Origin of the sequence: Haladaptatus sp. R4 (assembly GCF_001625445.1) — an archaeon.
Classification (GTDB): Archaea; Halobacteriota; Halobacteria; order Halobacteriales; family Haladaptataceae; genus Haladaptatus.
This window is the reverse complement of the sequence record NZ_LWHG01000006.1, coordinates 1-26,749: the sequence shown is the minus strand read 5'-3', so window position 1 is coordinate 26,749 and position 26,749 is coordinate 1. Positions and strand designations below refer to the sequence as shown.

At 58.1% G+C, this 26,749-nt stretch carries 22 protein-coding genes, 1 rRNA gene and 5 pseudogenes; 17 read left to right on the top strand and 11 right to left on the bottom strand.

Annotated elements, in window-relative coordinates:
* Positions 1-9: 9 nt before the first annotated feature.
* Positions 10-1,065, bottom strand: coding sequence for a DUF4129 domain-containing protein (locus A4G99_RS02825; protein WP_066139213.1), 1,056 nt, complete (start codon positions 1,063-1,065; stop codon positions 10-12).
* Positions 1,066-1,166: 101 nt separating this feature from the next.
* Here A4G99_RS02825 and A4G99_RS02820 point away from each other — a divergent pair, with 101 nt between their 5' ends.
* Positions 1,167-2,207 carry a M48 family metalloprotease gene (locus tag A4G99_RS02820; RefSeq protein ID WP_066139210.1) on the top strand — a complete coding sequence of 347 codons (1,041 nt, stop codon included), beginning with the start codon at positions 1,167-1,169 and terminating at the stop codon, positions 2,205-2,207.
* 29 nt (positions 2,208-2,236) lie between these two features.
* On the opposite strand, the gene A4G99_RS26750 is transcribed toward A4G99_RS02820, so the two are convergent.
* Entirely contained in the window at positions 2,237-2,590 is a 354-nt protein-coding gene (locus tag A4G99_RS26750) for a hypothetical protein (protein ID WP_223301649.1), read from the bottom strand.
* On the bottom strand, positions 2,514-3,680 hold the full coding sequence (locus A4G99_RS02815; protein ID WP_223301648.1) for an arylsulfotransferase (asst): 1,167 nt from the start codon (positions 3,678-3,680) through the stop codon (positions 2,514-2,516). The genes A4G99_RS26750 and A4G99_RS02815 overlap by 77 nt, the downstream gene beginning before the upstream one ends.
* A gap of 232 nt (positions 3,681-3,912) precedes the next feature.
* Here A4G99_RS02815 and A4G99_RS02810 point away from each other — a divergent pair, with 232 nt between their 5' ends.
* From A4G99_RS02810 to A4G99_RS26745, 3 genes and pseudogenes are all read left to right on the top strand, one after another.
* The gene (locus tag A4G99_RS02810; RefSeq protein ID WP_066139208.1) at positions 3,913-4,647 is read left to right on the top strand and encodes a CPBP family intramembrane glutamic endopeptidase; all 735 of its coding nucleotides are present in this window, start codon (positions 3,913-3,915) and stop codon (positions 4,645-4,647) included.
* 110 nt (positions 4,648-4,757) lie between these two features.
* A pseudogene (locus A4G99_RS02805) lies at positions 4,758-7,419 on the top strand (heavy metal translocating P-type ATPase).
* Positions 7,420-7,663: 244 nt separating this feature from the next.
* A complete protein-coding gene (locus tag A4G99_RS26745; RefSeq protein ID WP_223301647.1) occupies positions 7,664-7,897 on the top strand; it encodes a hypothetical protein in 234 nt (77 codons plus the stop codon).
* Positions 7,898-8,105: 208 nt separating this feature from the next.
* Here the strand turns inward: A4G99_RS26745 and A4G99_RS02795 are convergent, their stop codons facing one another.
* The gene (locus A4G99_RS02795) at positions 8,106-8,693 is read right to left on the bottom strand and encodes a histidine phosphatase family protein (RefSeq protein ID WP_066139205.1); all 588 of its coding nucleotides are present in this window, start codon (positions 8,691-8,693) and stop codon (positions 8,106-8,108) included.
* Between the two features lie 113 nt (positions 8,694-8,806).
* Here A4G99_RS02795 and A4G99_RS02790 point away from each other — a divergent pair, with 113 nt between their 5' ends.
* Positions 8,807-9,586 carry a PHP domain-containing protein gene (locus tag A4G99_RS02790; protein WP_066139286.1) on the top strand — a complete coding sequence of 260 codons (780 nt, stop codon included), beginning with the start codon at positions 8,807-8,809 and terminating at the stop codon, positions 9,584-9,586.
* A 49-nt stretch (positions 9,587-9,635) separates the two neighbouring features.
* Here A4G99_RS02790 and A4G99_RS02785 read toward each other — a convergent pair whose 3' ends face one another.
* On the bottom strand, positions 9,636-10,823 hold the full coding sequence (locus tag A4G99_RS02785; RefSeq protein WP_223301646.1) for an AI-2E family transporter: 1,188 nt from the start codon (positions 10,821-10,823) through the stop codon (positions 9,636-9,638).
* 264 nt (positions 10,824-11,087) lie between these two features.
* Between A4G99_RS02785 and A4G99_RS02780 the strand changes: the two genes are divergently transcribed.
* A complete protein-coding gene (locus A4G99_RS02780) occupies positions 11,088-11,705 on the top strand; it encodes a GAP family protein (protein WP_066139202.1) in 618 nt (205 codons plus the stop codon).
* Positions 11,706-11,735: 30 nt separating this feature from the next.
* On the opposite strand, the gene A4G99_RS02775 is transcribed toward A4G99_RS02780, so the two are convergent.
* On the bottom strand, positions 11,736-12,428 hold the full coding sequence (locus tag A4G99_RS02775; protein WP_066139197.1) for a glycosyltransferase: 693 nt from the start codon (positions 12,426-12,428) through the stop codon (positions 11,736-11,738).
* A gap of 120 nt (positions 12,429-12,548) precedes the next feature.
* On the opposite strand from A4G99_RS02775, the gene A4G99_RS02770 reads away from it, so the two are divergent.
* The 3 genes and pseudogenes from A4G99_RS02770 (at position 12,549) to A4G99_RS02760 (ending at position 15,488) form a co-directional block, all read left to right on the top strand.
* A complete protein-coding gene (locus tag A4G99_RS02770) occupies positions 12,549-13,382 on the top strand; it encodes a hypothetical protein (RefSeq protein ID WP_150123014.1) in 834 nt (277 codons plus the stop codon).
* Positions 13,383-13,516: 134 nt separating this feature from the next.
* Positions 13,517-14,855: pseudogene (locus A4G99_RS29705) on the top strand (M28 family peptidase).
* Between the two features lie 114 nt (positions 14,856-14,969).
* Positions 14,970-15,488, top strand: coding sequence for a phenolic acid decarboxylase (locus A4G99_RS02760; protein WP_066139192.1), 519 nt, complete (start codon positions 14,970-14,972; stop codon positions 15,486-15,488).
* Between the two features lie 248 nt (positions 15,489-15,736).
* Here A4G99_RS02760 and A4G99_RS29700 read toward each other — a convergent pair.
* From A4G99_RS29700 to A4G99_RS25005, 4 genes and pseudogenes are all read right to left on the bottom strand, one after another.
* Positions 15,737-15,820, bottom strand: a pseudogene (locus A4G99_RS29700) (DNA-binding protein); the annotation flags it as partial.
* A 65-nt stretch (positions 15,821-15,885) separates the two neighbouring features.
* Positions 15,886-16,233, bottom strand: coding sequence for a hypothetical protein (locus A4G99_RS02755; protein WP_066139189.1), 348 nt, complete (start codon positions 16,231-16,233; stop codon positions 15,886-15,888).
* Between the two features lie 404 nt (positions 16,234-16,637).
* A complete protein-coding gene (locus A4G99_RS25640; RefSeq protein ID WP_190303668.1) occupies positions 16,638-16,985 on the bottom strand; it encodes a hypothetical protein in 348 nt (115 codons plus the stop codon).
* A 558-nt stretch (positions 16,986-17,543) separates the two neighbouring features.
* Positions 17,544-18,368 carry a twin-arginine translocation signal domain-containing protein gene (locus A4G99_RS25005; RefSeq protein WP_150123013.1) on the bottom strand — a complete coding sequence of 275 codons (825 nt, stop codon included), beginning with the start codon at positions 18,366-18,368 and terminating at the stop codon, positions 17,544-17,546.
* Positions 18,369-18,459: 91 nt separating this feature from the next.
* Between A4G99_RS25005 and A4G99_RS26730 the strand changes: the two are divergent.
* The 6 genes and pseudogenes from A4G99_RS26730 to A4G99_RS02735 all read left to right on the top strand — a co-directional run.
* Positions 18,460-18,897 (top strand): annotated as a pseudogene (locus A4G99_RS26730) (transposase); the annotation flags it as partial.
* Between the two features lie 456 nt (positions 18,898-19,353).
* Positions 19,354-19,683: pseudogene (locus A4G99_RS26725) on the top strand (Gfo/Idh/MocA family protein); the annotation flags it as partial.
* Between the two features lie 124 nt (positions 19,684-19,807).
* A complete protein-coding gene (locus A4G99_RS26720; protein ID WP_223301644.1) occupies positions 19,808-20,536 on the top strand; it encodes a Gfo/Idh/MocA family oxidoreductase in 729 nt (242 codons plus the stop codon).
* Between the two features lie 155 nt (positions 20,537-20,691).
* On the top strand, positions 20,692-20,988 hold the full coding sequence (locus A4G99_RS02740) for a hypothetical protein (RefSeq protein ID WP_066139184.1): 297 nt from the start codon (positions 20,692-20,694) through the stop codon (positions 20,986-20,988).
* 236 nt (positions 20,989-21,224) lie between these two features.
* A complete protein-coding gene (locus A4G99_RS28485; RefSeq protein WP_255359008.1) occupies positions 21,225-21,347 on the top strand; it encodes a hypothetical protein in 123 nt (40 codons plus the stop codon).
* A complete protein-coding gene (locus tag A4G99_RS02735; RefSeq protein ID WP_066139181.1) occupies positions 21,348-22,622 on the top strand; it encodes an RNA-guided endonuclease TnpB family protein in 1,275 nt (424 codons plus the stop codon).
* A gap of 11 nt (positions 22,623-22,633) precedes the next feature.
* On the opposite strand, the gene A4G99_RS02730 is transcribed toward A4G99_RS02735, so the two are convergent.
* A complete protein-coding gene (locus A4G99_RS02730; protein WP_150123012.1) occupies positions 22,634-23,032 on the bottom strand; it encodes a hypothetical protein in 399 nt (132 codons plus the stop codon).
* A 228-nt stretch (positions 23,033-23,260) separates the two neighbouring features.
* Between A4G99_RS02730 and A4G99_RS02725 the strand changes: the two genes are divergently transcribed.
* Both A4G99_RS02725 and A4G99_RS02720 read left to right on the top strand, forming a co-directional pair.
* Positions 23,261-25,012 carry a YndJ family protein gene (locus A4G99_RS02725; protein WP_066139178.1) on the top strand — a complete coding sequence of 584 codons (1,752 nt, stop codon included), beginning with the start codon at positions 23,261-23,263 and terminating at the stop codon, positions 25,010-25,012.
* 795 nt (positions 25,013-25,807) lie between these two features.
* Positions 25,808-26,749, top strand: a 16S ribosomal RNA gene (locus tag A4G99_RS02720); the annotation flags it as partial.

The window sequence follows — 26,749 nt, the reverse complement described above, 5'->3', positions numbered from 1 at the left end:
CGAAACGCATCATTCGTCGTCCTCCCTGAACCGCTCGATCCTGTCGATCGCGGTGCGGGCCAATTTCGTCCGTTTCCCGGACGCCGGGAACCTCCCGTACCGGACTTCACGGAACGCATCGGTCAACTGACGAACCGCATCTGCCGGGTACCCGCGGTTCATCGCCACCCGTGCGTACTCCGCGGGGGTCGTGGTTCGTCGACGCCTGACCGGGAGGCGTTCGATCATCGATTCCCACGCCTCCTCGATACTCGGCGGTCCCCGTTCCTCGGGTTCCGGCGGGGCGGTTTCGTGGCTCGTCGTTCGTCGTTTCGATTTCCGGTTGGACCCGCCGAAACTCGGCCGTGAGAGGACTTTCGGTATCGAAAAGAGGCCGCTTCCGACGCTCCCGACGGAGAGCAACGCCCCGCCGAAGCCCCGTCCGAGGATCGAGAACGTTTCCGCGATTGCCGACCCGAGACCGACGGTCCCGGCCGAGAGACCACGGCCGAGTTCGGCTAACAGACCGAACGCGTCGTCGGTAAATCGCGGAATCGACGCGGAAAACCCGACGACGAGACCCATCGTCCTGGCGGGAATCTTCCCGAACAGTTCGCCGATGGGGACGCCGCGAATCACGAGCGGTATCGCGCCACTGCCACCGACGCGAACCGTCCCGGTACGAAATCCGGCGAGGAGGACCCCGACGAGGCAAAGGAGGGCGACGCCGATTCCTTCGAGGATCGTTTTGAGCAGGTCTCCTCCGCCGGTCGAAGGGTGGTGACTGGCTCCCGCTCCGACGTCCGTCGTGGTCGTCGTAGTCGTCGTTGTCGATTGGCCGTCCGAGTCGCTGCTCGTCTTCTGGGCCGCTGTCGTCATCGCATCCGATTGCTGACCGGTAGTGGTTCCGGCTTCGACGGTCGAATGCCCGCCGTGGCCGGTTCCACCTGTGTCACCTGCGCGACTTCCGCCTCCCGGACCGGCGGGATACGACCCGAACCCGGTCGCCGGAAACAGGGACGCACCGAAGATAACTGCGAGGACGCAGAGGGCGATGAGGGCGGCACGGAGATGATTACGTTCCACTGCTGTTCGGGTTCATTCTCATCCGGCAAATATCTTCTCCTAACTGAACACATCCTTGAACCAACATTCATGTGTGATGACCGCGACACGTTACGTACGACATGTCACGAGACCCCGCCCTGACTCGGCGAATACTCACCACCCTCGCGTGCGTGCTGATCGCAGACCTCCTGCTCGTCGGCTGTGTCGCGTTCCTCCTCCGCCCGTGGCTCGCCCCCATCGCATCGAGCCTTCCCGCCGGTTCGGGATGGCTGGCGTTCGTCGTCCCCGCGACCGCGGTGTTGGTGTGGGCGCAACTGCGATACACCCGCCGCGAAGCCCTCTCGGAGGTCGATGCGACCGTCGTTACCGACGGGACGCATCCGGACCTCGTCGCGCGCGTTCGACGGCTTGCGACCGGCGCTGACGTCGCCGTTCCGACCGTCGCCGTTTCCGAAACCGAGGTCGCAAACGCCTTCACCGTCGGAACGCCGCGACGCGCCACGGTCGTCGTTTCGACCGGCCTGCTCTCCGCCCTCGACGAGGACGAACTGGACGCGGTGCTCGCCCACGAACTCGCGCACGTCAAAAACCGCGATGCGATGGTGATGACCTTGGCGACCTTCCTCCCGGCGCTGGCGGGCAACTACTCCCTGCTCGCCGACCTCGGTCTGGGGAAGTCGGCCAGACGAACCGCTTGGATGGTCGCCGTCGCCCTCCTCTACGTTCCGAGTGCGGCCGTCATCGACGCGCCGATTTTCGGCGTTCGATACACCGTCACGTACGTCCTGCTCGTCGCGTTCGTCCTGCTGTTCGGCGGGGTCGCGCTGGGACTGCTGGCGATGCCCGTCATCTCGCTCGCGGGACGGCTTTCACACGACAGGGAGTTCGTCGCCGACAGCGCGGGCGCGACGCTCTCGGGCAGTCCGGCGTCGATGGCGTCCGCGCTCACGACGTTGGCCGACACGCCCGCGGCACCCGACCGGGACGCACGCGCCGTCGATGGCGTGAAACAACTCTGTTTCCTGCCCGGCGGGTTCGGGAAGGGCGAGGAGGACGAAGCGGGCGCGCTCGACTCGCTCCCGATTTCGGTGCAGACCCACCCGGCGACCGAGGACCGCCTCGCGGCGCTCCGCGACGTGGCGTCGGAACTCGAAGCCTGAGCGACGGTCGAAAAAATACGGATTCGATTTTATCGCGTTTCGTTGAACGACTCGATTCGTCGGCGGACCGTCGAGAAGACGCCCGCCCACTTCAGTTCGACCACGCCCCAGACCAGGAGGGTCAGGACGCCGATGAGGATGGCGACGACTTCGGGGACGCCCATCCAGACCGGCGTGATGTACATCAGCGCGTTGAGGTACTTGCCGGGCAGTTTGTCCTTGACGCCGATCCAGAACTCGTTGACGAACCCGTTCGATTTGGATTTGAGTCCCGCTTTTTGCGCGCTCGGGCCACCGGCGCTTTCGTCACCCGTTCCGAGCCGTTCGGCTTCGTATGGGAACGCGATCTGCACGTCCCAGACGATCTTGCCCTTCTCGTTCACCTCGAAGACGCGGTTCCCGACGAGTCGGTGATGAGCGTGCGCCGTTCGGCAGGCGGTCGGCGTCGCGGGGCCATTGCATCTTCGAATCCTGCCACGTCCACGTTTGGTTCCAACTCCCGTTCTCGCGCTGGTACTCTATCACGCGGTTGTTCTCGGAGTCGGCGACGACTTCCGCCGGGCCGCCGTTCGACTCGTTGATGTAGTCGGGATTGTGCTGCTCGTAGAGGATGCTGTGATCGTCGTCCTTGCCGAGCGTCTCGTTCTTCAGCATGCCCTTCCCTGGCTTGAGGAACACGACTTGGTCGTGATTCCGGACGCTCACGGCGATTCGTCCGTCCTCAAGTGCTTGCACGTTGTTGATGTGCGACCAGTCCTTGGGGTACTCCCCGCCGGTTGCGTTCGGTTGGTAGACATCGCTAACGTTCCACGTCCAACCGACCTGTCCGTTCGTCGTGTTCACGATGAACACGCGGTCGAGGAAGATGTCGGCGACGACGAAGTGGTTCTTGTCGAGACGATCGACGTCGTGATACCGGGTCGCTTCCTTCCCGGGCGTGATCTGCGACCAGATGGGGGTTACCTTCCCGGTCGTCAGGTTCACGCGATCGATCCCGTTTCGCGTACACGCGGGGACCTTCCCGTGGACCTTCATGTACGTGTTCCACGTCTTCTGGGAGACGTTGCGCTTCGAGAGGTTCCAACTGGTCGGACACTCCGATTCGTTCAGGTGGTCCGCGTAGGAGTACTCGACCGTCGCTTTCGTTCCCTTCACCGGGTCGACGTCCCAGTATCTCGTGTGGGTGTCGTTGTAGTACAGAACTGACCCGTTCGGGTTGAACGCGACGAGTTCTGCCCGTGCACGAGGACCGCTTCCTTCCTTCCCGAGCCACGAATTGGAGTCCGTAGCGATGACAGTGATGTTGTCACGGGGGGAGACCATTGCGCCCGTTTCGGCTCTGATTTGGGACTGTGTTTTTCCGCTGAAATCCGCCGAACTTCCCGGGGTGGAGGCGTACGCGTTTACGACGGCGATCCCGGAAAGTATCACGAGTCCGGCAAAGAAGAGCCGATACATCCGCTTTGATACCATTACCTCCCTCTATTGGTTCCGAAAATATACTCGTTTTGACCGATCTCGTCAACTAAGAATCATTTTAATGAGGGATTACTCCGAAATTGATAAATTTTCTGCCATTATATATCGCTGTGGACGGTCAGGAAATCCGACCGTTCCCCCGTTGGCAATCGGGGGTCCCCGTTCCGTTCCGTCCGTCGTTCCGCAACCGAAAGACGAAGAAGGGACACGACCGTAGTGGGCGATAATGAGCACTGCTGAAACACGGCTCCGAACGTTCGGCATGGGGATTTTCCTCTCGTTCGGGGCGTACGGCGTCGGTCAAATCGTCGCCCTGATTGCGATTTTGGCTCTCATGGCTTTCGGAATCAACGTCCAAAACAGTCCCGGAATCCTGCTGTTGGTCAGTTCCGTCATGCTTCAAGGGGTGACGTTCGGCGGTATCGCGCTCGTCTACCTGAACTATCGCGACCTCGGTCTCGACTTCATCCACGTCCACGTCCCGTCGCTTCGGGATATCGGTGTTGCCATCGGTGGATTCGTCCTCCTCTTCGGCGCGTTGAACGTCATCTCCAGCGTGATCCAGTCGCTCGGCCTTCACTCCGCGGAGAACTCCGTCGTCGATATCGCGAGCGGTAATCCGGCGGTGTTCTTGCTGTTGATTCCGCTCTCGTTCCTCCTCATCGGCCCGGGCGAGGAACTCCTTTACCGTGGCCTCATCCAAGGGGTTCTCCGCGAATCGTTCTCCCCCGTGCCAGCAGTCATCCTCTCCAGCGTGCTCTTTGCGTCCATCCACTTCTTCTCGTTGCAGGGATCGGGAAAATTCGTCTACCTCGCGACCGTGTTCTTCTTGGCGCTCATCCTCGGGAGCGTGTACGAGTACACGAACAACCTCGCCGTCCCGATACTCATCCACGGCGCATACGACGCGACGCTGTTCGGACTCCAGTATCTCATGGCGACGGGTCAAATCCACCCGTAACCGTCCTCCACTGAATAATAACTCACGGCAGATTTTTTAATAATCTCTCTCTAACAATGCCCGGTTTCATAGCAGCTGGATTAATAACCTCGTGGTGACTACGCTCTAGTATGCAAGACGCGGATTCGGACACGCCGCCCGACTCCGGTTCGTGTGGCTGTTGTGAGGGAGATACCTCCGACGACGGCCGCGGAGACGGTAGTTCCGATGGTGATTCGGTGAGTGGGAACGGCGGTGGGAGCGACGTCGTGCGGTTGTCCGTCCCGGACATGGATTGTGCATCCTGCGCGGGCAAGGTCGAAAACAGCGTGCGAAAAATCGTCGGTATCGACGCCATCGACGCGGGTGTCACGACCGGGACGCTCACCGTCGAGTACGACGGTGAGGCGACGAGCGCGGACGAGATTTCGGGTCGGGTCGAGAAGGCGGGGTACGCCGTCGAAGACGATGGTTCACGGGTGACAGTTTCAGTCCCCGATATGGACTGTGCGTCCTGTGCGGGCAAGGTCGAGAACGCCCTCGATTCGGTACCCGGCGTCCGCTCCTACGACACGCGGCCGACCACCGGAAAAGCCGTCGTCACGACCGATCCGTCGGCCTCCGTCGGCGACGTGACGGCGGCCATCGAGAACGCGGGATACGAAGTCACGGGAACCAGCGAGGACGAGCGCGGCGAGTCGCCGCACTCGTCCGAAAGCGTCTGGCGGAGTTCGCGCGCCATCAAAACGTGGATCAGCGGCGTCTTCGTCGCGCTCGGACTCCTCTTCGAGTTCGCACTTTCGGGACAGAACGCGATGGTCGCGCTGGTGTTACTGCGGTCGGAACTGCCGACATCACGCTTGCCGATGTCTCGTTCCTTCTGGCCGTCCTCGTCGGCGGACAGGCCATCGTCACCAACGGTTACTACTCGCTTCGCAACCGAAACCTCGATATCGACCTGCTGATGAGCGTCGCCATCCTCGGCGCGCTCGTGGTCAGCCTCGGGTTCGGAAAATCGCTCTACTTGGAAGCCGCCACGCTCGCGTTCCTGTTCAGCGTCGCGGAACTGCTCGAACGCTACTCGATGGACAAGGCGAGAAACTCGCTCCAAGAACTGATGGACCTCTCGCCCGACGAGGCGACGGTCAAACGAGATGGGGTGGAAGAAACCGTCCCCGTGGACGAAGTTCGTGTCGGCGACATCGTCGTCGTCGCCCCGGGGAAAAAGTACCGATGGACGGAACGGTGACGACCGGCGAGAGCGCGGTCAATCAGGCCCCGATCACGGGCGAGAGCGTGCCCGTGGACAAATCCGAGGGCGACGAGGTGTTCGCCGGGACCATCAACGAGGGTGGCTACCTCGAAATCGAAGTCACCTCGGAAGCGGACGACAACACGCTCTCGCGCATCGTGGCGATGGTCGAGGACGCACAGGCCAACAAGACCGAGCGCGAGCAGTTCGTGGAGCGCTTCGCGGACTACTACACGCCCGTCGTACTCGGATTCGCCATCCTCGTCACGGTCGTCCCGCCGTTGTTCTTCTCCGAACCGTGGGTGAAGTGGTTCGTCTACGGGTTGACGCTCGTCGTCCTCTCGTGTCCGTGCGCGTTCGTCATCAGCACGCCCGTCACGGTCGTCTCGGGTATCACCAGTGCGGCGAAAAACGGCGTCCTCGTCAAGGGTGGCAATCACCTCGAAGCGATGGGTGAGGTCGAGGCCGTCGCCTTCGACAAGACGGGCACGCTGACGAAGGGTGAGTTGACCGTCACCGACGTGATTCCCCTCAACGGCAACACCGAGGACGACGTCCTCCGCTGTGCCCGCGGCCTCGAAGCGCGCAGCGAACACCCCATCGGCGAGGCAATCGTGGCCGAAGCGAACGGCACGAACGTGGCCGAACACGAGATAGAGGAGTTCGAGAGTCTCACCGGTAAGGGCGTCCGGGCGGACCTCAGTGGGACGACCCACTACGCCGGAAAGCCCGCGCTGTTCGAGAACCTCGGCTTCGACCTGAACCATGTCCACGAAACCGACGGGGACGTCGCCGTGGCCGAAACTCGCGACCTCTGTGAACGCAACGACTGTCTCGACCTGCTCGAAGAGACGGTCCCCTCGCTCCAGCACGAGGGGAAGACGGTCGTGCTCGTCGGCCGCGAAGACGAACTCGAAGGCATCGTCGCCGTCGCCGACGAGGTTCGTCCCGAAGCGACGGCGGCGATTCAGCGTCTGCGTGACCTCGGTCTCGACCACCTCGTCATGCTCACGGGCGACAACGAACGCACCGCGAAGGCCATCGCCGAACAGGTCGGCGTGGACGAGTTCCGCGCCGGACTCCTGCCCGAGGACAAGGTCGAAGCCGTCGAGGAACTCGGTGAAGAATCCGGTTCGGTCCACGAGCAACGGTCGTGGGCTCGCCGGACCTCGTCCGGCGGTGTTGCGATGGTCGGCGACGGCATCAACGATGCCCCCGCACTCGCCACCGCGACGGTCGGCGTGGCCATGGGTGCCGCCGGAACCGACACCGCGCTGGAAACCGCCGACATCGCGCTGATGGGCGACGACCTTTCGAAACTGCCGTATCTGTACGACCTCTCACACCAGGCGAACGGCGTCATCCGCCAGAACGTCTGGACGAGTTTCGCTGCGAAAGCCGCGCTCGCGATCGCGGTTCCGTTCGGTCTCGTTCCCATCTGGGCCGCCGTCCTCGTCGGTGATGCGGGGATGACGACGGCTATCACCGGCAACGCCATGCGTCTCGCTCGAATCGCGCCGAGCGACCGTCTCGGCGAGTAATCGTTTTTCGCTGTTACTTTTTTCATCGATTCGATGGCTGTACCATAGCCGCTTTCTTCGACCCCCTCCTATCGAAAACCAGCGGGTCGGACGCGCCCGTCCGACGTTTTCCCGTCAACAGAGGAAACTATGGATACTTCCACACAAAACGCCGACACTCGCCGCCGGGTCGAACAGTTCGAGACGACAACTCGCGATTGCAGGCACAGCCCTCATCCTCCTCACCGGGGTGATTCACCTCGCCTTGGCACCCGAACACCTGGAGGAAACCACCTATCTCGGCGTGCTCTTCGTCGCCAACTTCGCCGCAGCAGCAGTCGCCGCGTACGGCATCTACCAGGACCGTGACTGGGGCTGGTGGCTCGGTGCCATCGTCGCCGCCGTTGCCATCGTCGCCTACATCGCGAACGGTACCGTCGGCCTGCCGATGACCGAGTCCGAAGGACTCCTCGAACGGCCGGAATCGTCACCAAAGTAATCGAGCTCCTGTTCCTCGGCGTCGCTGCCGTGTGGATGGGGAGGAAATGACGACGAACGCGACTCGCCAACGACTAACCGAGAACCGTTGATCAACCGAGAACTGTTGATCAACCGAAAACCGCCGACTTTCGAGCAATTTTTGAACGACAATGCGACCGCGCCGTTCATCGGTCGTTCCAGTCGATGTGCCGATTTTATCCCACTCGTTACCCCACGGTCGAGTCCCCGTATCGACGCGTTATCTCGACTTCCTCGTCTTCCGCCGGAAACGTCACCTCGTAGATGTCGGGCATCGTCAGTTCCTCCTGCCAGAACTCGACGTCGAAGCGCTCGTCGTACTCGTGCAGGATCAACGTGAGGAGGTTTCCGTGCGTGCCGACGACGACGGTCTCGCCGGAACGACGGTCGCGGAGACGTTCGACCGCCGCGAGTCCCCGTCGCTTCGCATCGCGATTCGACTCGCCGCTCGGCCACGCGAACGACCAGTCCGACCAGACCCGCTCGGTCGCGCTCTCGAACGTCTCCCCGATGGATTCCACCGGACCGTCGGTCAACTGTCGCTCGCGGAACCCGTCGTCCGTTTCCAGTTCGACGCCGTTCCGATCGGCGGTCGGACGGACCGTCTGTCGGGCGCGGGCGAACGGACTCGAAACGACTACATCTATGGGTTCGTCCGAAAGGTTGTCGGCGACGCGCTCCGCTTGCTCGTGACCGCGTTCCGAGAGCGGCCGTTCCGCCTCTCGGTTCGGAACCCACGGCGAGTGTGCGTGGCGGACGAAGTGGATGGTCGTCATGCGGCATCTTCTCTTGTCCATCGAGTAATCTTTCCGATTTCGGACACGCCGTGCGATTTTTCGTGGATCTCGCAGCTAATTTTATGGTCGTCCTCGTTCACCGTTCCTATCACATGCGCGATTTTCACACCCACTCGAACTACTCCGACGGGAAGTTCCTCACTCGCATGGTGCGGGCCGCCGAGGCCGCCGGTCTCGACGGTATCGGCTTCGCCGACCACTGTACCGTTTCGTCCCGCGAGTACCCGCGCGACATCCGTGCGATACGGGGCTTCAACTTGGACGCCACCTACGAACGTCGGAGACGGGCCATCGAGGGGTTGCGCGAGACCAGCGACGTGGCCATCTACGACGCCGTCGAGATGGATTACGATCCGCGCGACGAGGACGAGATTCGTGATTTCTTCGAGCGGGCGAACTTCGAGTACACCATCGGCAGCGTCCACGACATAGAGGGGATGAACGTGCAGGTGTCCTCGAACTTCGACGGGATGTCGGACGAAGGACTCGACGCGTTCGTGGACCACTACTTCGAAAACCTCGCATCGCTCGTTCGCTCCGAACTGTTCGACATCGCCGCCCACCCCGATCTGATAGAGCGAACGCCGGAACTCCGCGGCCGCGCCACCGAATCCCACTACCGAACGCTCGCGGAGGCGTTTTCGAATTCCCGAACCGTCCCGGAGATCAACGCCGGTCGGGCGCTGACCGACGCGGGAATCGTCCACCCGTCGGAGGGGTTCTTCGCCGTCCTCCGTGAGTACGATATTCCGTTCACCGTCGGCTCCGATTCACACAGGCCGGACGAACTTCCGAACCGACGCGAGTTTCTGGACGATCACTTCTCGTCGTTGGACCTCGAACCGGTCGCGCCGCCGAGTCTCGACCGCTGATCTCCCTTCACTCGCTCATTCTCGTTCGCCGATTCTCGTTCGTCGATTCTCACTCTCCGTTCTCCCGTCCGCCGTCGGTCGCCTCGCCGCCTTTCGTCGTGTCGTCGAACCCCTCGTCCGTTTCCCGTGTCGTCGGTTCGATATCGATCGGGGAGTCCGGTTTCTCCCCGCGGAGTTGCGGGACGACCACGCCGAAGAACTGGACGACGATGACCATCAACAGCGGCCCGAGGAAGACCCCGTACCATCCGAACAGTATCGGACCGAGCAGGTAGGCGAACATCACCAACGAGAGGTGAAACAGCTTCCCCGAGAGGTACGGTCGGATGTAGGTTCTGACGACGTTGTCGAACGCAAGCGTCATGAACAGGAAGAACACCACCGGGTACCAGAGGTCGGTCGGGTTGCGCTGAACCGCCCCCAACGCAAGAAACGCCGCGATGGCGATGTAGACGACGGAGCGCCCGACCAGCGGCACGAGCGTGAAGATACCCGTGATGACCGCGAGCAGTATCGTCGCCGGAATCAGGAGGTTGTTGGGCGCGAAGAGGTTGAACAGGTTGTAGATGAGAGCGGTCAGAATCATGATGACGAAGATAGTCAGCGTGTAGCCGAAGTAGATCGAGTTCAGCCCCGAATCGACCGCTTCGAGGTAGTCGACGGACAACCGGTCGTCCCCGAGCAGTTGTTCTTTCCCCCATCGAGCGAGGCGTTCGTCCTCCACGAGGAGGAAAAAGCCCAGCAATAGGGAGAGAAAGAGCATGAACATGCTCGACGCGACGGCACCGACGAACGACTGTGCGCTCGTCAACGCCGACTGCACCGACGGGTTCTTGAGCGTCGTGCTCGCCGTGTCCAACAGTTTGTTCGGGTCGTTCGGTATCGTGATGTTCGGAACCCCACCGAACAGTTTCGTCACCATCGGCGTGGTCGCGAAGTTGGCCAGTTGCCCGATTGCGATCGAGAAGAACACGCCCAGAAAGAGGACGACCGGCACGACGATGAGCAGCAACGACAGCGCCGCCGAGAGGTTTCCGTTCCCGATTCGCTTGCCGATGAAGCGGTTTATCGGCCGCGCGACGTAGTAGATGAACAGTCCGAACACGACCCACGGAAGGAACGTGTACGCGACGACGGCGACGATGCCGAACACTATCAGGCCGATGACCCACCACCGCAGGTTCGGCCGCTCGATACGAATCCGCGTCGCTCCCGAGTCAATCCCACTCCCAGCCATATCTATCGTACGTCATCCAGACCGTTAGCTCTGCCGCTGAAAACGCCGGAAACAGGCGATTGAAGGGCTGGTACTGGAGTTTACTCTTCGACCACAACACCTATCCTGTTAGCTGGCCTACTTGTGTGTGAAGGCACGACTCGGCTCCCACGGCCGGTCGTGCTGTGGGGGAAGTGACATGAGTGACCCGAAATCGGGACCGAACTGGGGTATCAGACGACGAGCGACGGGCCAATTCCGTGATTACGAAGGGGTCGCCGAGCCGTGAGTTTCTTGCGGGTTCTTCCGTTGGCGTTCGTGATGATCGCCGGGCCGCAGATTCTGAGTGCCATCTTCCTCGCGACGAGCGAGAACTGGCGGCGCAACTCCGCCGCGTTCGTCTTCGGATCGGCGCTTTCGATCACGCTTCTGGTCTCCCTCGCGTACTTCCTCGGTATCGGTGCGAACCGCCAGCGCGGGTCAAACACCACGCTCTCCGTCATCGTTCTCGTTCTCCTCCTCGCCGCCATGGTACACACCTACCTGACGCGAGAGGAATCGGAACCGCCGAAGTGGATGGGGAAACTGACGACGGCCAACCCGCGGTTCTCGTTCCGACTCGGTTTCCTCCTGCTCGGATTCTTCCCGACCGACATCCTCACCTCGGTCGCCGTCGGGTCCTATCTCTCGGCGAACGGATTGGCGTGGACCGATTCGTTCGGGTTCATCGCCATCACCCTGTTATTCTTGGCGCTTCCGTCGCTCGTCCTGCTCGCGTTCGGCAAGCGCGCGCAGGCGTGGCTTCCGAAGGCACGCGAGTGGATGAACGACAACTCGTGGGTCGTCAGCGAAGCCGTAATCTTGCTCTTCGTCGGGATGAGCCTCAACGACCTCCTCGGCTAATCGCTTCCGTTCATTCCCGGAACTTTCGCATCAGAACCGGTACTCGCGTGTTCGCACGTCCTCACCGTACTTCTCTCGTAGTTCCCTCTTCCCGGCTTCGACCCGCCCCTCGTCGGCCGTCTGACTGTCCGGTCGCCGATAATACACGAACAGCGGGTCAGGAACGTGATAGCCGTCGAGACCGGCATCGAGATACCGCAGGAGGAGGTCGTACTCCGCGAAGATCATTTCCGGGTCGTAGGAGCCGAACTCGCGGAGGCGGTCGGTTCGGTGCACCGTGCCGACCTTGACGGTGTTCATGATGTTCTCGCCCGTCTCGACGGTTTTTCGCGTCCCGTCCGGAAACCGCTCGTAGTAGTCCGGGTAGACGAAGTCGATTTTCTCGTTATGTTCGAGAATTCCACACGACCGCTGGAGTAGCGACGGGAGGAACTCGTCGTCGGAGTCGAGTACCGTCACGTACTCGCCGCGCGCTCGCTCGATTCCCCGATTGCACGCGACAGTACCGTTTCCGCTGTTTTCCTCGTTCTCGACGAGTCGTACGGACGGAGATTCGAACGATTCGACGAGTTCGACGGTTTCGTCGGTCGAACCGTCGTCGACGACGACGTGTTCGATCCGCGCTTCGTCCATCGTCTGGCGTCGAACGCTTTCGAGCGCACGCTCGATGTAGTCCGCCGAGTTGTACGCCGCCGTGACGACCGAGATATCCGGCGCGGTCATGAGTCCTGTCTACAAATATCACCGAATCATCGCGTTAATACGTTTGCCCTCGCTCGAAACTCCTCGACGAGTCAGTTGTGGAGAAAGATTATGCTCCGTCATCGTGTATGAATCGCTACGATGCCCTCTACGGTTCCTCGAACCCTCCTCGTCGGTGACCATCCTCGGACCAGTGTCCGAGCACTGGTCGCTGCACTCGTGATGGCCGTATTCGCGGTATCCCTGCGATTCGTCGCACCGACGCTTCTCCTCGGTCCTGCCCTCCTGTCGCTCGCGGCAGTCGCCGGTTTCCTCCTCGCGGCGGGGGTCGGTTGGTCTCGGGGCGGCGTTCTCGTCGGAATACTCGTCGCCGTCCTACCGGTGTTCGCGTTCGACGCCGCATCGACGGCGCTCTTCGAACCGGCGACGCTCGAACTCGCCGTTCGCGCCGCCCGCCGGGCCGCGTGGTTTTCCATCGGTGTGTCGGTACTCGTCGCCGGGCCGCTCGGCTACGCCATCGGTTCGTCCCTGCGGTCGGACGACGAATCGCCTCGTCCGCTCCGTTCCCGCTGGAATTTCGACATTGCCGACGAACAGCGGGCCGTATTGCTCGTCTGGGGCTGTTTTGCAGTAGTGGCCGCTGCCGTGTTGACTGTCTTCCCACTGGCTTTGATGCTCTCGCTAGTCGCAATCGCTCCGGTCTTCGCCGTCGCTGGACTCGTCGTGGCCGCCGTCCTCGGCTATCAAAGCCCTGATGCGCTCGCGTCGGTCATCGCTGGCGGTATCGGTGTCAGTTCCGGGTTGTGGCTGTTCACGCACGGATTCGCCGCCGCCGAAGCGGGGACGCGAGCTATTCCACCGCTCGCGCTCGCCAGAATCGTCCTATTTGGCGGCGTCGTTCTGCTCGTCGGTTTCGTCGCCGGTATTCCGCTCGGCTTGGTCGGGTACGTTATCGGACGAACGTTGGACGCCTGATACCGCTCGGTTGTCGTACCACCGACGGATGACGATTCGGACGATTTTCTGCCGATTTCTGGTCAGCTGTTTTGCAGCTGTCCCTCTTTTCCGAGAGGCATACGTTTTTGCGCTACCGCCGCACGGTTGCATTCATGACCCGACTCACCGATACCATCGTCGGCGACGCGTACCGGAACGATTTCCAGTGGCAGGTCCTCGAAGACCTCGTCGACCTCGAAACCAGAATGGCCGGACAGCGAGGGGAGAAGGACGGCGCGGAAATCCTCGAAGGGTACTTCGAAGAAATTGGCCTGCGAGACGTCCACCTCGACGAATTCGACATCGACGGTTGGTGGCGGGGTACCTCCTCCATCGAGACCAGCGGGAGTCACAGCCAGCGCTACGAGAAGGATTATCAAGTCGTCGCGCTCCCGGGAACGCCCGCCGGAACGGTTGAGGGCGAACTGGTGGACGTCGGGTACGGGCGACCGGAGGACTTCGAGACCGCCGACTGCGAGGGCAAAATCGTACTGGCTTCCAGCGAAACGCCGGACGGCTACGGCCGCTGGATTCACCGGATGGAGAAGTACGTCAGCGCGGCCAACGCCGGGGCGGTCGGCTTCGTCTTCACGAACCACATAGAGGGATGTCTCCCGCCGACCGGTGAGGTGGGCTACGATAACCGCCCCGGTTCGATCCCGGCGGTCGGCGTCTCGAAGGAACTCGGGGCGCGTCTCGCCCGCCACGCCGAGGACGGCGACCTCTCGGTCACGGTCGATGTGGACTGTCGAAACGAACCGTCGACGTCGTCAACGTCGTGGCGACATCGGTCCCGACACGGACGAAATGGTCCTTCTGACGGCCCACGTCGATACACACGATATCGCCGAGGGCGCGAACGACAACGGTGCAGGAAGCGTGTTGGCGACCGAGGCCGCCCGCCTGCTCGCCCGAACGGAGGACGAACTCGAAACGCGCGTTCGCGTCGTCGTGTTCGGTTCGGAGGAGATCGGACTCAAGGGTGCCTACCACGCGATGAACACGTACGACCTCGACACCGTGAAGTGCATCGTCAACATCGACGGCGCGGGACGGGACAGAACCCTTTCGGTGAACGCGAACGAGTTCGACGACCTCCTCGACGCCTTCGAAGCGGTGACCGACGAACGGTCGATTCCGCTCGTTTCCAGCAACACCGTTTCGCCACACGGGGACCAGTGGGCGTTCGTCCAAGAGGGAGTTCCGGGCGTGATGGTCTCCTCGACGAGTCCCGACAAGAGCGGTCGCGGATGGGGTCACACGCACGCCGATACCCTCGATAAGGTCGACCTCCGCGACCTCCGCGAACACGCCGTCACCATCGCGGACGCCGTCTGTGCTCTCACCGAACCCGACCGCGAGGTTCCGAGTCGCTCCCGCGAGGACACGCGTGATCTGATCGACGCCGGGTACGAGCAGGAACTCAAACTGGGCGGGCGCTGGTCGTACTAATCGCTCGTTGCGGCACACCCGCTCCACTGACTTCGGTCCGAACCTATCGATACAATCACAGTGAAAGTGACCGCTATGGGTGGTTACTTCACGCCATGCCCACGACTTATTCCCGTGACAGAATCCTTTGAATCAACCCGTCCCGAGACGCTTTCCCGCGTTCTTGGTAAGCATTTCATCTACACGTATGATACTGGCTGGCAGTACGAGATGTATATCAAGGACGCGCACACGATCGATTATCGGATACATAGTGGGATGGTCGGCGGCCGATGGGTTCGTGACCAGGATGCCCACATCGTTCGACTTTCCGATGACGTGTTCAAGGTCTCTTGGGACGAGCCGACTGGAACCAGCGTCAGTGTTTCCTTCAATCTCACCGAACGAGAGGTCCATGGCGTGATTTTCTTCCCACAGTGGATCGAGCAGAACCCGGAGCTAACCGTCTGCTACCAAAACGAACATCTCGATGAGATGCGCCAGTATCGGGACGAAGGACCGACGTATCCAAAGCTGGTGGTCGATGAGTTCGCTGAGATCACGTTTATCGAGGACGTCGGAACCGAACGTGAGGATATCATCGACTGTGCACCCGCGGAGCTCCCCGATCAGTACACGGATCGGCGCAACTGAATCTCACGAATAAGTAGCATACGCCGATATGATTTCACCGTATTGTAGCCGGTAGCACCGTTGATGCCGCGTGTTTGCTTCATCTACTCCATTTTCCACCCCTACCAACTGTTGGGACTAGCACTCTCGATGCATACACTAGTATCTCATTTGGAGCTTCAATCGAATTCGCTTCTACCTAGCTATGCACATCTCGACCAGTCTCATACCTCTCTAGAGACCTTTGTCTGTCAGTTTGGAAGAGGTGGTCACGTTGTCGCGGCCGTTTCTTCGACGAACCGAGTCTGTGCACGACGCAGTCGCTCGGAAACCGAGGATGCTGAGATATTCAGCCCCATCGTCCCGTGTAAGGCGGTATACTCGAAAACTGGTGGTACGCTGCCAGAAAGAAACGCCCTTATCCGCTAAGTTCTTCGTGAACTGACTCGCCTTTCCCGGGCTTCGATTCCCATTCCCATTCGTCTTCAACCCTGATACGCCCATCACTGAGTAGTTCGACGTTTCCAACGGAGTGTCCGGTAGCAGTTTCACCTGCCTCGTTTATTTGAACATATCGGATGTCCCACTGCTTTCCATCAAAGGTTCCAACTAAATGCCCGTCCACGATTGCACCACCGGAGTAGTTCGCGTAGATCCGTTCTCCTTCTTGTTCGAAATTGAATAGGGTATCTGCATCCACCTCTCCTGCTTCATCATTTGCCACTCCGGCAAGTGTGCGACCATCTAGTGAAATTTCATTTGCCATATTGTGACCGCTTCGGAGAGCAGAATAATGGTTATGGTCGTTCAGTTATTTGCCTCGATAATCCCTTCGTCCGAACCATCAGAGGTCGGCTCTGTCGAGGAAGTAGCTACCGCTTACTATCGGAATAGATGCCATACGAGATATCTAGCAAAGTGACGACAATTGCGAAAATGTTAAAAAATAAATCAGAAACGCCTTTCAGGTTCAGCGTGAAGTGCTTGTAGTAGGACGGATCGGCAATAATTGTGCATTTTGGGATTGCTATTTCCTGTGTAGTCTCATCTTCCGATTCTCGACAATGGTTGAGACTGGCTCTCTCAATGCATACGGTGGAGCTACCTGAGACCCTGCTCGGGGAGATTGTAGCTAGGTCAGCTACTTAGTAGAGCACTAATCTAACAACCCTACCAGCCACTATCTTCTGGTTTCCACGGACGGGCCTGCCAGTATTGTCTGGCCCGTATGCCTGCCGCAATTCCAACTGCAAGATAGGCAATAGCCCATATTGATGCCCTGCTGACACCAACTGCATAGATAACACCAAGCAAGCCACTCAGTGACATTACTCCAAACATGATTGCAAGATTAGCTGCGGTGTATCCACGAACGAGGACAGACCCTGCTCCAAGGATGGCGGCGACTCCGATGAAAAGGAATGGAAGACGCTCAAAGTAACCGTACCAGATAGCTATGAGACCAACGACTATCAATCCGTACGGAATGTATCGGAGGCGTGCTTTGCGAGAGATCATACTAAAACTGAAGTGCAATTAAACAATAACTTTTTGTTCTGAATGCTTCTTTTGTTGTTCCCTCCATTCTCTATATAATCAGGGAGACGAATTCTTTTAGTGGACTGTAGCCACCCTCTCGACGTATTTGAGACTCGTGAGTTGTGTCGGACTGTCCCTTGAACGGAAGTTGAGATTAGTTGTGTCAATGCATATGGCAGCGCTACATTTGACTGATTCATAAGTCTGTGAGTGGGATATCTGCTATGCGGAAGGCAATGACGCCACTACAAGTGCACATGCAGTTTAAAATAGTTAAAGACAAATTTGTCCAACTAATCCTCACTTATAACATAGACAATGTTGCTTCCTATTTATTCATAATTCTTTCTATAGTTATAACTCATATATAGTGTCAATAAGCCTGCAACTGCAAAAAACAATGCTCCATACGAAATCCCAATCATCCACTCGTAAGTGGCAACTAAAAGTAGAACTATTCCTGAGAGAAGAAATGTGGTGCTGCGACTAATTCCTAGCATTACTATGCTATAAATCCGAATCGCATAAAAAAGTTCGTCAGCAGCAGAATATACAGTCCCAGTGCCCGTGCTGACAACACTGAGAAATGGTAATCCCTGCTCCGATAAGAACGGCCGCACACGCAATGCAGCTAATGCGTGTTACATCGACGTAACAAGCCTTGCAACTCTCCGATCCGCCGACTACTCCGGCAGCCGCACCAGCTATACATGCGGTATTCAGATTTCCAGTACATGTATACATGGCTGTGCAGAGCAATTTTGCTGAAACAGAACCATGATTTATGTCTGGATCGAGCGAATCGGTTCCATTATGCGATTTGAGTTCACCGTTTTCGACCCAGTAAGAGGTGAATTCTACCTTTGATTCTGTCTCTTCTGTTTGTACATCTGACTTCTGATGGACATTGTATCCTCTCGGTTCAAGATCCCCGTAGCTTGACCAAGTAATATATGTCTCTTCGTTACCATTCTCCCTTGGTCGTTTAAATGGTAATATTACAGTATAATATGTCGAATCAGGTGAGTTCTTTTTGTTCTCTTGGGTGGACTTAAGTGCGTTCAGATCATCTTGTGAGAGTACCCATCCTTCACGATTGAATTTGCTTTTTATCTTTTTAACTGCTGGATCATTTATCGCACGTTGGATTACACCTTCATTTCTTGGAGCGGAAAGAGATTCTACTGTGATATTCTTTTTGACCTCTTTGACTTCTCCATGTTTGGCAGCAGCTGTATCGATTGCTGTACTACCCAAAGCTGTTGCCCCTCCTACAACGCCCATTGTCTTAATCAAGCGACGCCGATTAATCGACCTTTTTGAATCTTTTTTATCTTCCTTCTGGTTTGTATTTCTGGACATCTCAATTTGATATTTTCCTGTCTCTATTTATGTTTTTCTTTTAAAACTTTATATTATTTTTAATTGCTATCTGTATATTGATGTTTGGTGGACGAGTGAGAAAGCCCAAGCACAGCGGTTACTGCAATGGGATCAAAACCGGTACGTGACTGATCGGAGCCTTCTGTTGAATGACGATGAGTGGCACGAAACGACACTAGTGTACCGACGCAAGGACAACTCCGAGCGCACCGATTATCGCCAGTATTCGGTGTTCATGACGAACGGAGATCCGAGGTTGTTGCGAGAATATGCGTATCGGTGGGAAATCGAGAGTGGGTACAAAAGCGTCAAACGGTTCATGGCCGCAACGACATCAAAGAATTTTGTGCTACGGTTCTTCTACTTCGCATTCGCGTGTTTGCTGTACTCAATTTGGCGTGCTGTTGATCTGCTGGTGCAGATCGAAGTGACCGGTGAGTACAAGCAGTCACCAGTTGTGACCGCAAATACGGTCCTTACACTGTTGAAGCAAACTGGGATCGGCTAGAACAAATTTTGAGCCGATGAATGCCAGGTGATTAGCGGCAGCGCTGATCCGGCCGGTCGCTAAACCCGGGACGAGTTAGAATAGTAACCAAAATAGATCTCTGGACCTCAATTTGAAGCGCTTGCAGCAGGTGCATTGGCTAATATCGTGCATTCTGGGGTCGCTCTTGCCTGTGTAGTCTCAACTTCACATTCTCGAGATTTTATATAGCGATATACTGTTTATCATCTCGAATACTTTCGTTTCACGCTCTCTATAACCCAAATTCTCCGACCACGCCATTTTCGGCAATACTGCCGCTTAGTTTGATAATCGGAAGTGATTTTGGCCGGGTCGCTCCCCTCGGAGAAGCACGAAACCTCTCACCGACGACGAGGCAGTTCCATCTGGAAAGACAGCGCCGTTTCCACCGGTTTTCGAGATCTCGTTCCTCCGATTACCGTGACGAAAGGATTGATGATGGTGTATCGTGCATCATCGTTCGTGAATTCAATTAACATCGGTATCGTCGGCGCAGGTAACCGCGGACAGCTACACGCGCGAGAGTATACTACTATAGAGAACGCATCTCTCGTGGCAGTTGCAGACATCGACGAGGAATCGGCGCATTCGCTCGCCGCCGAGTACGATATTCCCTCCGTCTATTCGGATTTCCGCGACATGCTCGACGACGCGGACCTCGACGCCGTGAGCGTCTGCGTGCACAACAACCTTCACCCGCCGGTCGCGATTGCCGCCTTCGAGGCCGGGTGTCACGTCTTCTGTGAGAAACCCCTCGCGGCAACGTACACCGACGCCAAGGCGATCGCTGATGCGGCCGAAGCGGCGGGAAAATACCTCGGCGTGCAGAACGAGAACCTGTTTCTCGACCGAACCCGCGCGGCAAAGCGACTCATCGACGACGGAAAGCTTGGCGACGTATACTACGGAAAGGCCGTTCGCTCGCGTCGACGTGGGGCGACCGTTCGTGGACGGGTACGGTACGCCCGGATTCGTCTCGAAGGAGTCCGCCGGTGGCGGTCCGATGATCGATATCGGGACCTACCAAATCGGCCAACTGCTGTATCTACTCGGCAACGCGCCCGTCGAACGGGTGAGCGGCGCAACCTTCGAGCACACCGGCGATGCGTATTCGGCGGACCTCGTGGGGGACAATCGTCCGACGTACACCGACCGGTTGGAGACGTCCGGGTACGACGTGGAGGACGCCGGTCTCGGTTTCGCCCATCTCGAAGACGGGTCGGTACTCTCCGTCCGCGCCGCGTGGCACATGTTCCTCCCCGACGAACCGAGTCAGGTCGCGGGAACGAAGGGCGGTATCCAGTTGGACCCGTTCGAGTTCTACACGACGACTGCGGACTACGAGGCGACGGTTTCGCTGGACATCAACGATTACGAGACACGACAGGCACTGTTGGAAAGCGAGGGCGGGTACGAGTTCGAACGGGATATCGGCCAGTTCTCCCACTGGATTCGAACGCTGACCGGTGCGGCCGACGTACCGATTCCCACGGGCGATATCGCGCTCAACTCGATGCTCGTCATGGAAGGGACCTATCTCGCACAGGAAGCAGGACGTGAGTTGACGGCGGCGGAAATCGCCGAACGCTCGAAATCGACGGCGATCCAGTTGGACTGAGAATTCGTCGGTGCTGCGGTTCGTCGATATCCTGTCCGTCAGACACACGCCTGACTGACCTTCTTGTACGTGACCGTCGTTGGTGCTCGCATGGGACTCACGACTGTCGCACGTGTCCGCGAGCGGGACACATCCCGCGACAGAGGGACGTCGATATGACCGAACGAACCGTCCAAATCGAAATCTTGGTCGCGGATTCGCCCGAGGATGCCCCGGAAGTCGAAGCACACTCCCGTGTGGACGTCGCCGTGAACGGTCAGATGTACCCGACCGCAAAGCTCACCGACGGCCGATACGTCGCGTGGTGGTTCGAGGCGGCCGCTCCCGCTCCCGATGACAGCGTTACGACCGAGTGGGTCGCCGCTCCAACCCGATACCTGGCGGCCGCGACGCTCGGGGAACTCTGGGAGGATCCGGCGGCGTTCGATTCGATAACCGGCGCGAACTGCTAAACGGTAGAGACGATCGATTTTACCTGAATTACAGGCGCTAAGCCCTTCCTCAAGGAGCGACCGAAGGGAACGAGTAGGGAGAGGATACAGCGTGCAAAAGAGCTTCGATCTTGTGGACGAACGAGACGCAACGCGTCTCGTCAACGTCGTCATAGTCTCTCTTACACAGTTCTATTGCGGACCCACAGGTTCACAGAAACATAACTTATATACACACAAGTTGTGTATGTTATTGTGTGGCAACGCGTAAGAACATCTCTATCCGCGACGACCAAGAAGAATGGATTCAGGAGAACTACCTGAATCTCTCCCGATTCGTCCAAGATAAACTTGACGAACACATCGAAGAGCACTCGTAGATGAACTACAACTACAGATATCGACTCAATCCAACCGTCGACATTGAAGAGCGGTTAGCATGGACGGTCGATACCTGTAGACAGGTCTATAACCACTTTCTCCACCGACTCAACCGGACCGACGATACGTCGGCGTACTCCGAACAGAAACTCCTACCGAGTCTCAAAAAGTGGTGGAACGACTTGAAAGACGTTCACTCGAAAGTGCTTCAAAAGGTCGTTCAGCGGCTGTACGATAACCTCTCGACCCTCCGTGGTCGCAAAGACAACGGGTACCGTGTTGGGACACTCAAGTGGAAAGCACCCGATGAATACCGAAGTTTCACCTACAGTCAATCTGGCTTCAAGCTCAAGAACACGAGCGGTCGGACACGTCTATGGCTCTCGAAACTCGGTGAGATTCCTATCACCCTCCACCGCGACTTGCCCGACGACGCGGACATTAAGACCGTCTCGATTAAGCAAGAACCCACCGGGAAGTGGTACGCTATTCTCGGTGTCGAGACACCCGACGAAGCTCCCAAAAAACCGGATACTCCCGAGAAGTGTGTCGGTATCGACGTGGGTATCTTGAAGTACGCCCACGACACCGATGGGACAGCGGTCGAATCGCTGGACTTGTCGAATAAACGCGAGCGGTTGGAACGTGCCCAACGTACACTCTCGCGGAAGCAACACGGTTCGAACAATTGGGAGAAACAGCGCCGTGCCGTGGCCGAACGTCACGCCGACCTGAAACAGAAGCGCTGGGACTTCTTGCACAAGTTATCGAATTACTACGCTCGGGAGTACGACCTTGTAGCAGTCGAAGACTTGGATGCAAAAGGGTTGATGGAACTCCCCGACAACAGTAGGAATCGAGTGGGAGCATCATGGGGGACGTTCCTTCGGATGCTCGAGTACAAATGCGAACGCGAAGGCACGCACTTCGTTGCGGTGAACCCACGAGGAACTACGAAGGTGTGTGCATCCTGTGGCATTTCGACCGATAAACCGCTATGGGTTCGGAAACACTCGTGTCCGTCGTGCGGGTTTGAAGCGGATAGAGACACGAATGCGGCGTGGAACATCCTCATTCGAGGGTTGAAGAAAGCGGATATAGGAGCGGGATGCTCCGAATCAACGTCACCAGAAATTTTCGATTTCTGGCTGGCGAACGAATCGCTCTGCGATTCGTCAACGCCTGTGGAGACTGCGCTCCCTACGGACACCGTTGTGTCTGCAAAGCGCGTCGTGGAAACAGGAAGCCCCGTCCGCACCGTGCGAAGCGTGTAGGGCGGGGTAGTTCACAGGCGGTCGGTAGTCGTAGACGATTCCCTCGCCCGACGATACCGCTGTTCCGATACCCCCGGCCGAAAACTCGCTGCTTGGACTCCCAGTTGACGCCGTTCTAACGGATGAATTCGGACTTGGCCAATGATCCACCGTCCAACCAGTAGCGTCACACAGACGTTGAACCCGACGACGACGAGAATATCGGACGTGACGAACGTGACCAACAAGCCCGTCAACAACACCCTGAGGGCGAGCGCCAGTACACCAACGGTGGCTATTGCTGTGAGTATCGCGCTCGTCCACCCGTACGCCTGCCGCATGTCACCACGCTTGAAGTGGGCCGGCGAGCGGGAGACGAACGTTTCCTTTATGCTTCCGAAACTGACGTTCGGGACCACTACGGATGTCACTGTTGACGACTGATAACACTGCGCTAACGATTCCTTGCTCCGACGAGCACCCCGCACCATTATCATCCCGTTCGTTTGCTTCGCTATTCAAACTGTGTCAGTCCGCTGTCTGACGGTGGAATAGTTGATGGCCGCGCTTCATATTACCTCCCGATGGCCACAAACCCCATACCACCACTTGTGATACGATTAACACGTAGACCACATTGAACAATGATCTCTCTATCTGTGGATACCGCACCCGATAGAAGTGCGCTTCTCGGTGCCGTCCTCTGGCTCGTCGTCCCCGTACTGATCTCACTCGGACGTATCGCACACTTATTCTTGCTCGTCCCGCTCGTCCTCGTTCCGCTCGTCCTGCGAATGGTCACACCCGATTCACGTACTCCCCTCCACCGAATCGCCATCCTCGGGCAACCGTTCGGTGCGGTGCTGGTCGCCCTCTCGTTCGTCGTTTCCCCCGGTCTCGTCGCAGGCGTTCTCGTACTTCCATGGTTAGCGACCACGGTAGCGGTCGCTCTTTTGGGTTTCGCTCGTCTCCTTCCGCGTGGGTTCCGTCCGCTGGAAGAACTCTGTCTCAATGCCGGACTCCTCTACATCGCCGTCGGTGGTTGTTGGTTACTGATAAGCCGCCTCGGAGTGAACCCACTCGGGTTCGGTGACGCTATCGTCTTTTTCACCGCCGTTCACTTCCATTATGCGGGGTTCGTCCTTCCGGTCGTGGTGGGGCTCACCGGTCGCGCCATCGATGACGATCACGTTCGTCGATTCTACCGACCGATTGCTACTGTGGTCGTTTTCGGTCCCGGACTGATCGCCCTCGGAATCTCGTTGTCCCCCATCGTCGAAGTCGCGTCCGTTACCGTTCTCACGCTCTCGGTGATGTCGTTCGCGCTGCTTCTCATCCTCGGCGTTGTTCCAACTCGCTCGAACCGCCGCCAACAGATATCCTTGATCGGTGCTGCGGTTGCCGTCGGTATCTCGATGCTGTTCGCCCTCGGATACGGTCTCTCCCAGTATCTCGGGACTCCGATCGCAAACCTTTCCATCGGACGAATGGTGCAAATTCACGGTCACCTCAACGCCCTTGGATTCGCTCTTCTCGGCATCGTCGGTTGGCGGCTTTCGACACCGTCTCCGCGATTCGAGGATCCGACCCCGTCGATCCCTTTTAGCTCGCTGACTTCGACGTGGCGAGTCGGGGAGGATTACGTCGAACGAACCGGAATCGAGGCCGATGGCGGTTCGAAGCCGGTCGGTCAGGTAGACGAGTTCTCGACGTACGCTCGTCACGACTTCGACACCGAATCCGTCCACACCGCTGTTCGAAACTTCTACGAACGAACGAGCGAGTACACGCTCTCATATCGCACCCATTGGCATCGTGGTTTCCGTCTCGGTGCCCGTATCGCCGCGCTGTTCACGAGTTCCTTCGAACAGTTGAACCTCCCACTGCCGAGAACCGCATCGAAGACGGCGAACAGCCGCATCATCGATATCGATGATAGCGTGGACGGGCGTGAAAACGTCCGTGCATGGGTTCGAACCGATTCGGAAACCGGATCTGCCGTTTTCGTCGCGGCATATTCGACCCACGAGTACGCCGGTGAAACGTACATGAACGTCTCCCTTCCACTCCCCGGTTCGAACTTGAGCGGAATTCTCCGTATCGACTCTCTCGACTCGGCCGAACACGAAGGCGCTATTCGACTCACTTCGAAACGCCGGACGCCCGGCGGTCATTCCGGACTCTATCTCGTAACTCCGTTCGTTCCGATTCGGCTTCCCATGCACGAGGAATTCCGCGTTTGGTCCGCAAGCGATACTCCCGGTACAACTGGAGCCATGGCAACTTCCGAGACCACGCTCATCGCACAACACGAGATGTGGCTGTTCGGTCGCCAGTTCCTCACTATCGACTACGCGATCACACCGACCGCCAGTCCGAAGACACGAGCAGCAGAACCCGAACTGGACTGATTTGTCGGATTCGTATACAACGTGATAACAGCAGATTGTCACACGATCTTCCTCACGCGCGCACGAAACAACCATATACGATTCGGTATTGAGGAATACCGCTCGGTAATGTGAGCTTGTCCCGTGGGATATGTCGAATCGTGCCACTGTCGCTTCGATTCGACGTACTTAAATTCAACCGGCCATTTCGATAGAATGCGAAGGACGCCTCGTGGTCACCCCGCGAGGTGTCAGCCGGAAACCCGACACATTTCACGATGTGTTGGTTGGGTTTCGGGCGAAAGAAAGCCAATCCAATGCCCTTAAGTGTATGGGGGCACTCGGATGGAATGTCGACGGCGTCCCTCGGTTTGGGACGAACGAAACACGACGAATCCGGTGCCCTTAAGTACAAAGGGGGCATTGGATTGAATGTGAACGCGCCCCCGGCCACAAACCGCCGGAGGCGAGCGAGATCCGACGCCCTTAAGTGATAGAGGGCGCTTGGATACAAACGCGAAGAAAGACTCAAAACGCGATCTGTGAGGCGTTCAAACCGTCTCACAATCTCGGGGCGAACGAGGTTCGAAGGGTTTAATACTCTTCCTCGCCTTCGTTCAAATCCGAAGGAAATGAGGATTCCACCCCTGCGGTCAGCCGTATACGATGGAATCTGATGTTAGCCCTGGCAGTTCGGTGACACCCGTCCAGTTACTTGGTTCGGGGTCGTCGAACTGACGGACCAACGTATATGCGACACTATACATGCATTAGCATGCTTCCGCCAGACCCACCGAGCCATTGTGCTCGGCAACCATTCCGGTTGATCCTGCCGGAGGCCATTGCTATTGGAGTTCGATTTAGCCATGCTAGTTGTACGAGCTTAGACTCGTAGCGGAAAGCTCAGTAACACGTGGCCAAACTACCCTATAGATCAGAATACTCTCGGGAAACTGAGGCTAATACTGAATAACGCTCCCTTGCTGGAAATGCAGGGAGCCAGAAACGCTCCGGCGCTATAGGATGTGGCTGCGGCCGATTAGGTAGACGGTGGGGTAACGGCCCACCGTGCCGATAATCGGTACGGGTTGTGAGAGCAAGAGCCCGGAGATGGATTCTGAGACAAGAATCCAGGCCCTACGGGGCGCAGCAGGCGCGAAAACTTTACACTGCACGACAGTGCGATAAGGGAACTCCAAGTGCGAGGGCATAACGTCCTCGCTTTTGTGTATCGTAAGGTGGTACACGAATAAGAGCTGGGCAAGACCGGTGCCAGCCGCCGCGGTAATACCGGCAGCTCAAGTGATGGCCAATTTTATTGGGCCTAAAGCGTCCGTAGCCGGCCAGACAGGTCCGTCGGGAAATCTGCTCGCTCAACGAGCAGGCGTCCGACGGAAACCCGCTGGCTTGGGACCAGAAGACTCGAGGGGTACGTCTGGGGTAGGAGTGAAATCCTGTAATCCTAGACGGACCACCGATCGCGAAAGCACCTCGAGAGGATGGATCCGACGGTGAGGGACGAAAGCTAGGGTCACGAACCGGATTAGATACCCGGGTAGTCCTAGCTGTAAACGATGCTCGCTAGGTGTGGCACAGGCTACGAGCCTGTGCTATGCCGTAGGGAAGCCGAGAAGCGAGCCGCCTGGGAAGTACGTCCGCAAGGATGAAACTTAAAGGAATTGGCGGGGGAGCACTACAACCGGAGGAGCCTGCGGTTTAATTGGACTCAACGCCGGACATCTCACCAGCATCGACAAT

Bases quoted from the DNA above. Each gene is read 5' to 3' on its own strand.
- A4G99_RS02820 (WP_066139210.1), top strand. From the start codon at position 1,167: ATGTCACGAGACCCCGCCCTGACTCGGCGAATACTCACCACCCTCGCG.
- A4G99_RS02815 (WP_223301648.1), bottom strand. From the start codon at position 3,680: ATGGTATCAAAGCGGATGTATCGGCTCTTCTTTGCCGGACTCGTGATA.
- A4G99_RS02810 (WP_066139208.1), top strand. From the start codon at position 3,913: ATGAGCACTGCTGAAACACGGCTCCGAACGTTCGGCATGGGGATTTTC.
- A4G99_RS02795 (WP_066139205.1), bottom strand. From the start codon at position 8,693: ATGACGACCATCCACTTCGTCCGCCACGCACACTCGCCGTGGGTTCCG.
- A4G99_RS02790 (WP_066139286.1), top strand. From the start codon at position 8,807: ATGCGCGATTTTCACACCCACTCGAACTACTCCGACGGGAAGTTCCTC.
- A4G99_RS02785 (WP_223301646.1), bottom strand. From the start codon at position 10,823: ATGGCTGGGAGTGGGATTGACTCGGGAGCGACGCGGATTCGTATCGAG.
- A4G99_RS02775 (WP_066139197.1), bottom strand. From the start codon at position 12,428: ATGACCGCGCCGGATATCTCGGTCGTCACGGCGGCGTACAACTCGGCG.
- A4G99_RS02770 (WP_150123014.1), top strand. From the start codon at position 12,549: ATGCCCTCTACGGTTCCTCGAACCCTCCTCGTCGGTGACCATCCTCGG.
- A4G99_RS02755 (WP_066139189.1), bottom strand. From the start codon at position 16,233: ATGGCAAATGAAATTTCACTAGATGGTCGCACACTTGCCGGAGTGGCA.
- A4G99_RS25640 (WP_190303668.1), bottom strand. From the start codon at position 16,985: ATGATCTCTCGCAAAGCACGCCTCCGATACATTCCGTACGGATTGATA.
- A4G99_RS25005 (WP_150123013.1), bottom strand. From the start codon at position 18,368: ATGTCCAGAAATACAAACCAGAAGGAAGATAAAAAAGATTCAAAAAGG.
- A4G99_RS02740 (WP_066139184.1), top strand. From the start codon at position 20,692: ATGACCGAACGAACCGTCCAAATCGAAATCTTGGTCGCGGATTCGCCC.
- A4G99_RS02735 (WP_066139181.1), top strand. From the start codon at position 21,348: ATGAACTACAACTACAGATATCGACTCAATCCAACCGTCGACATTGAA.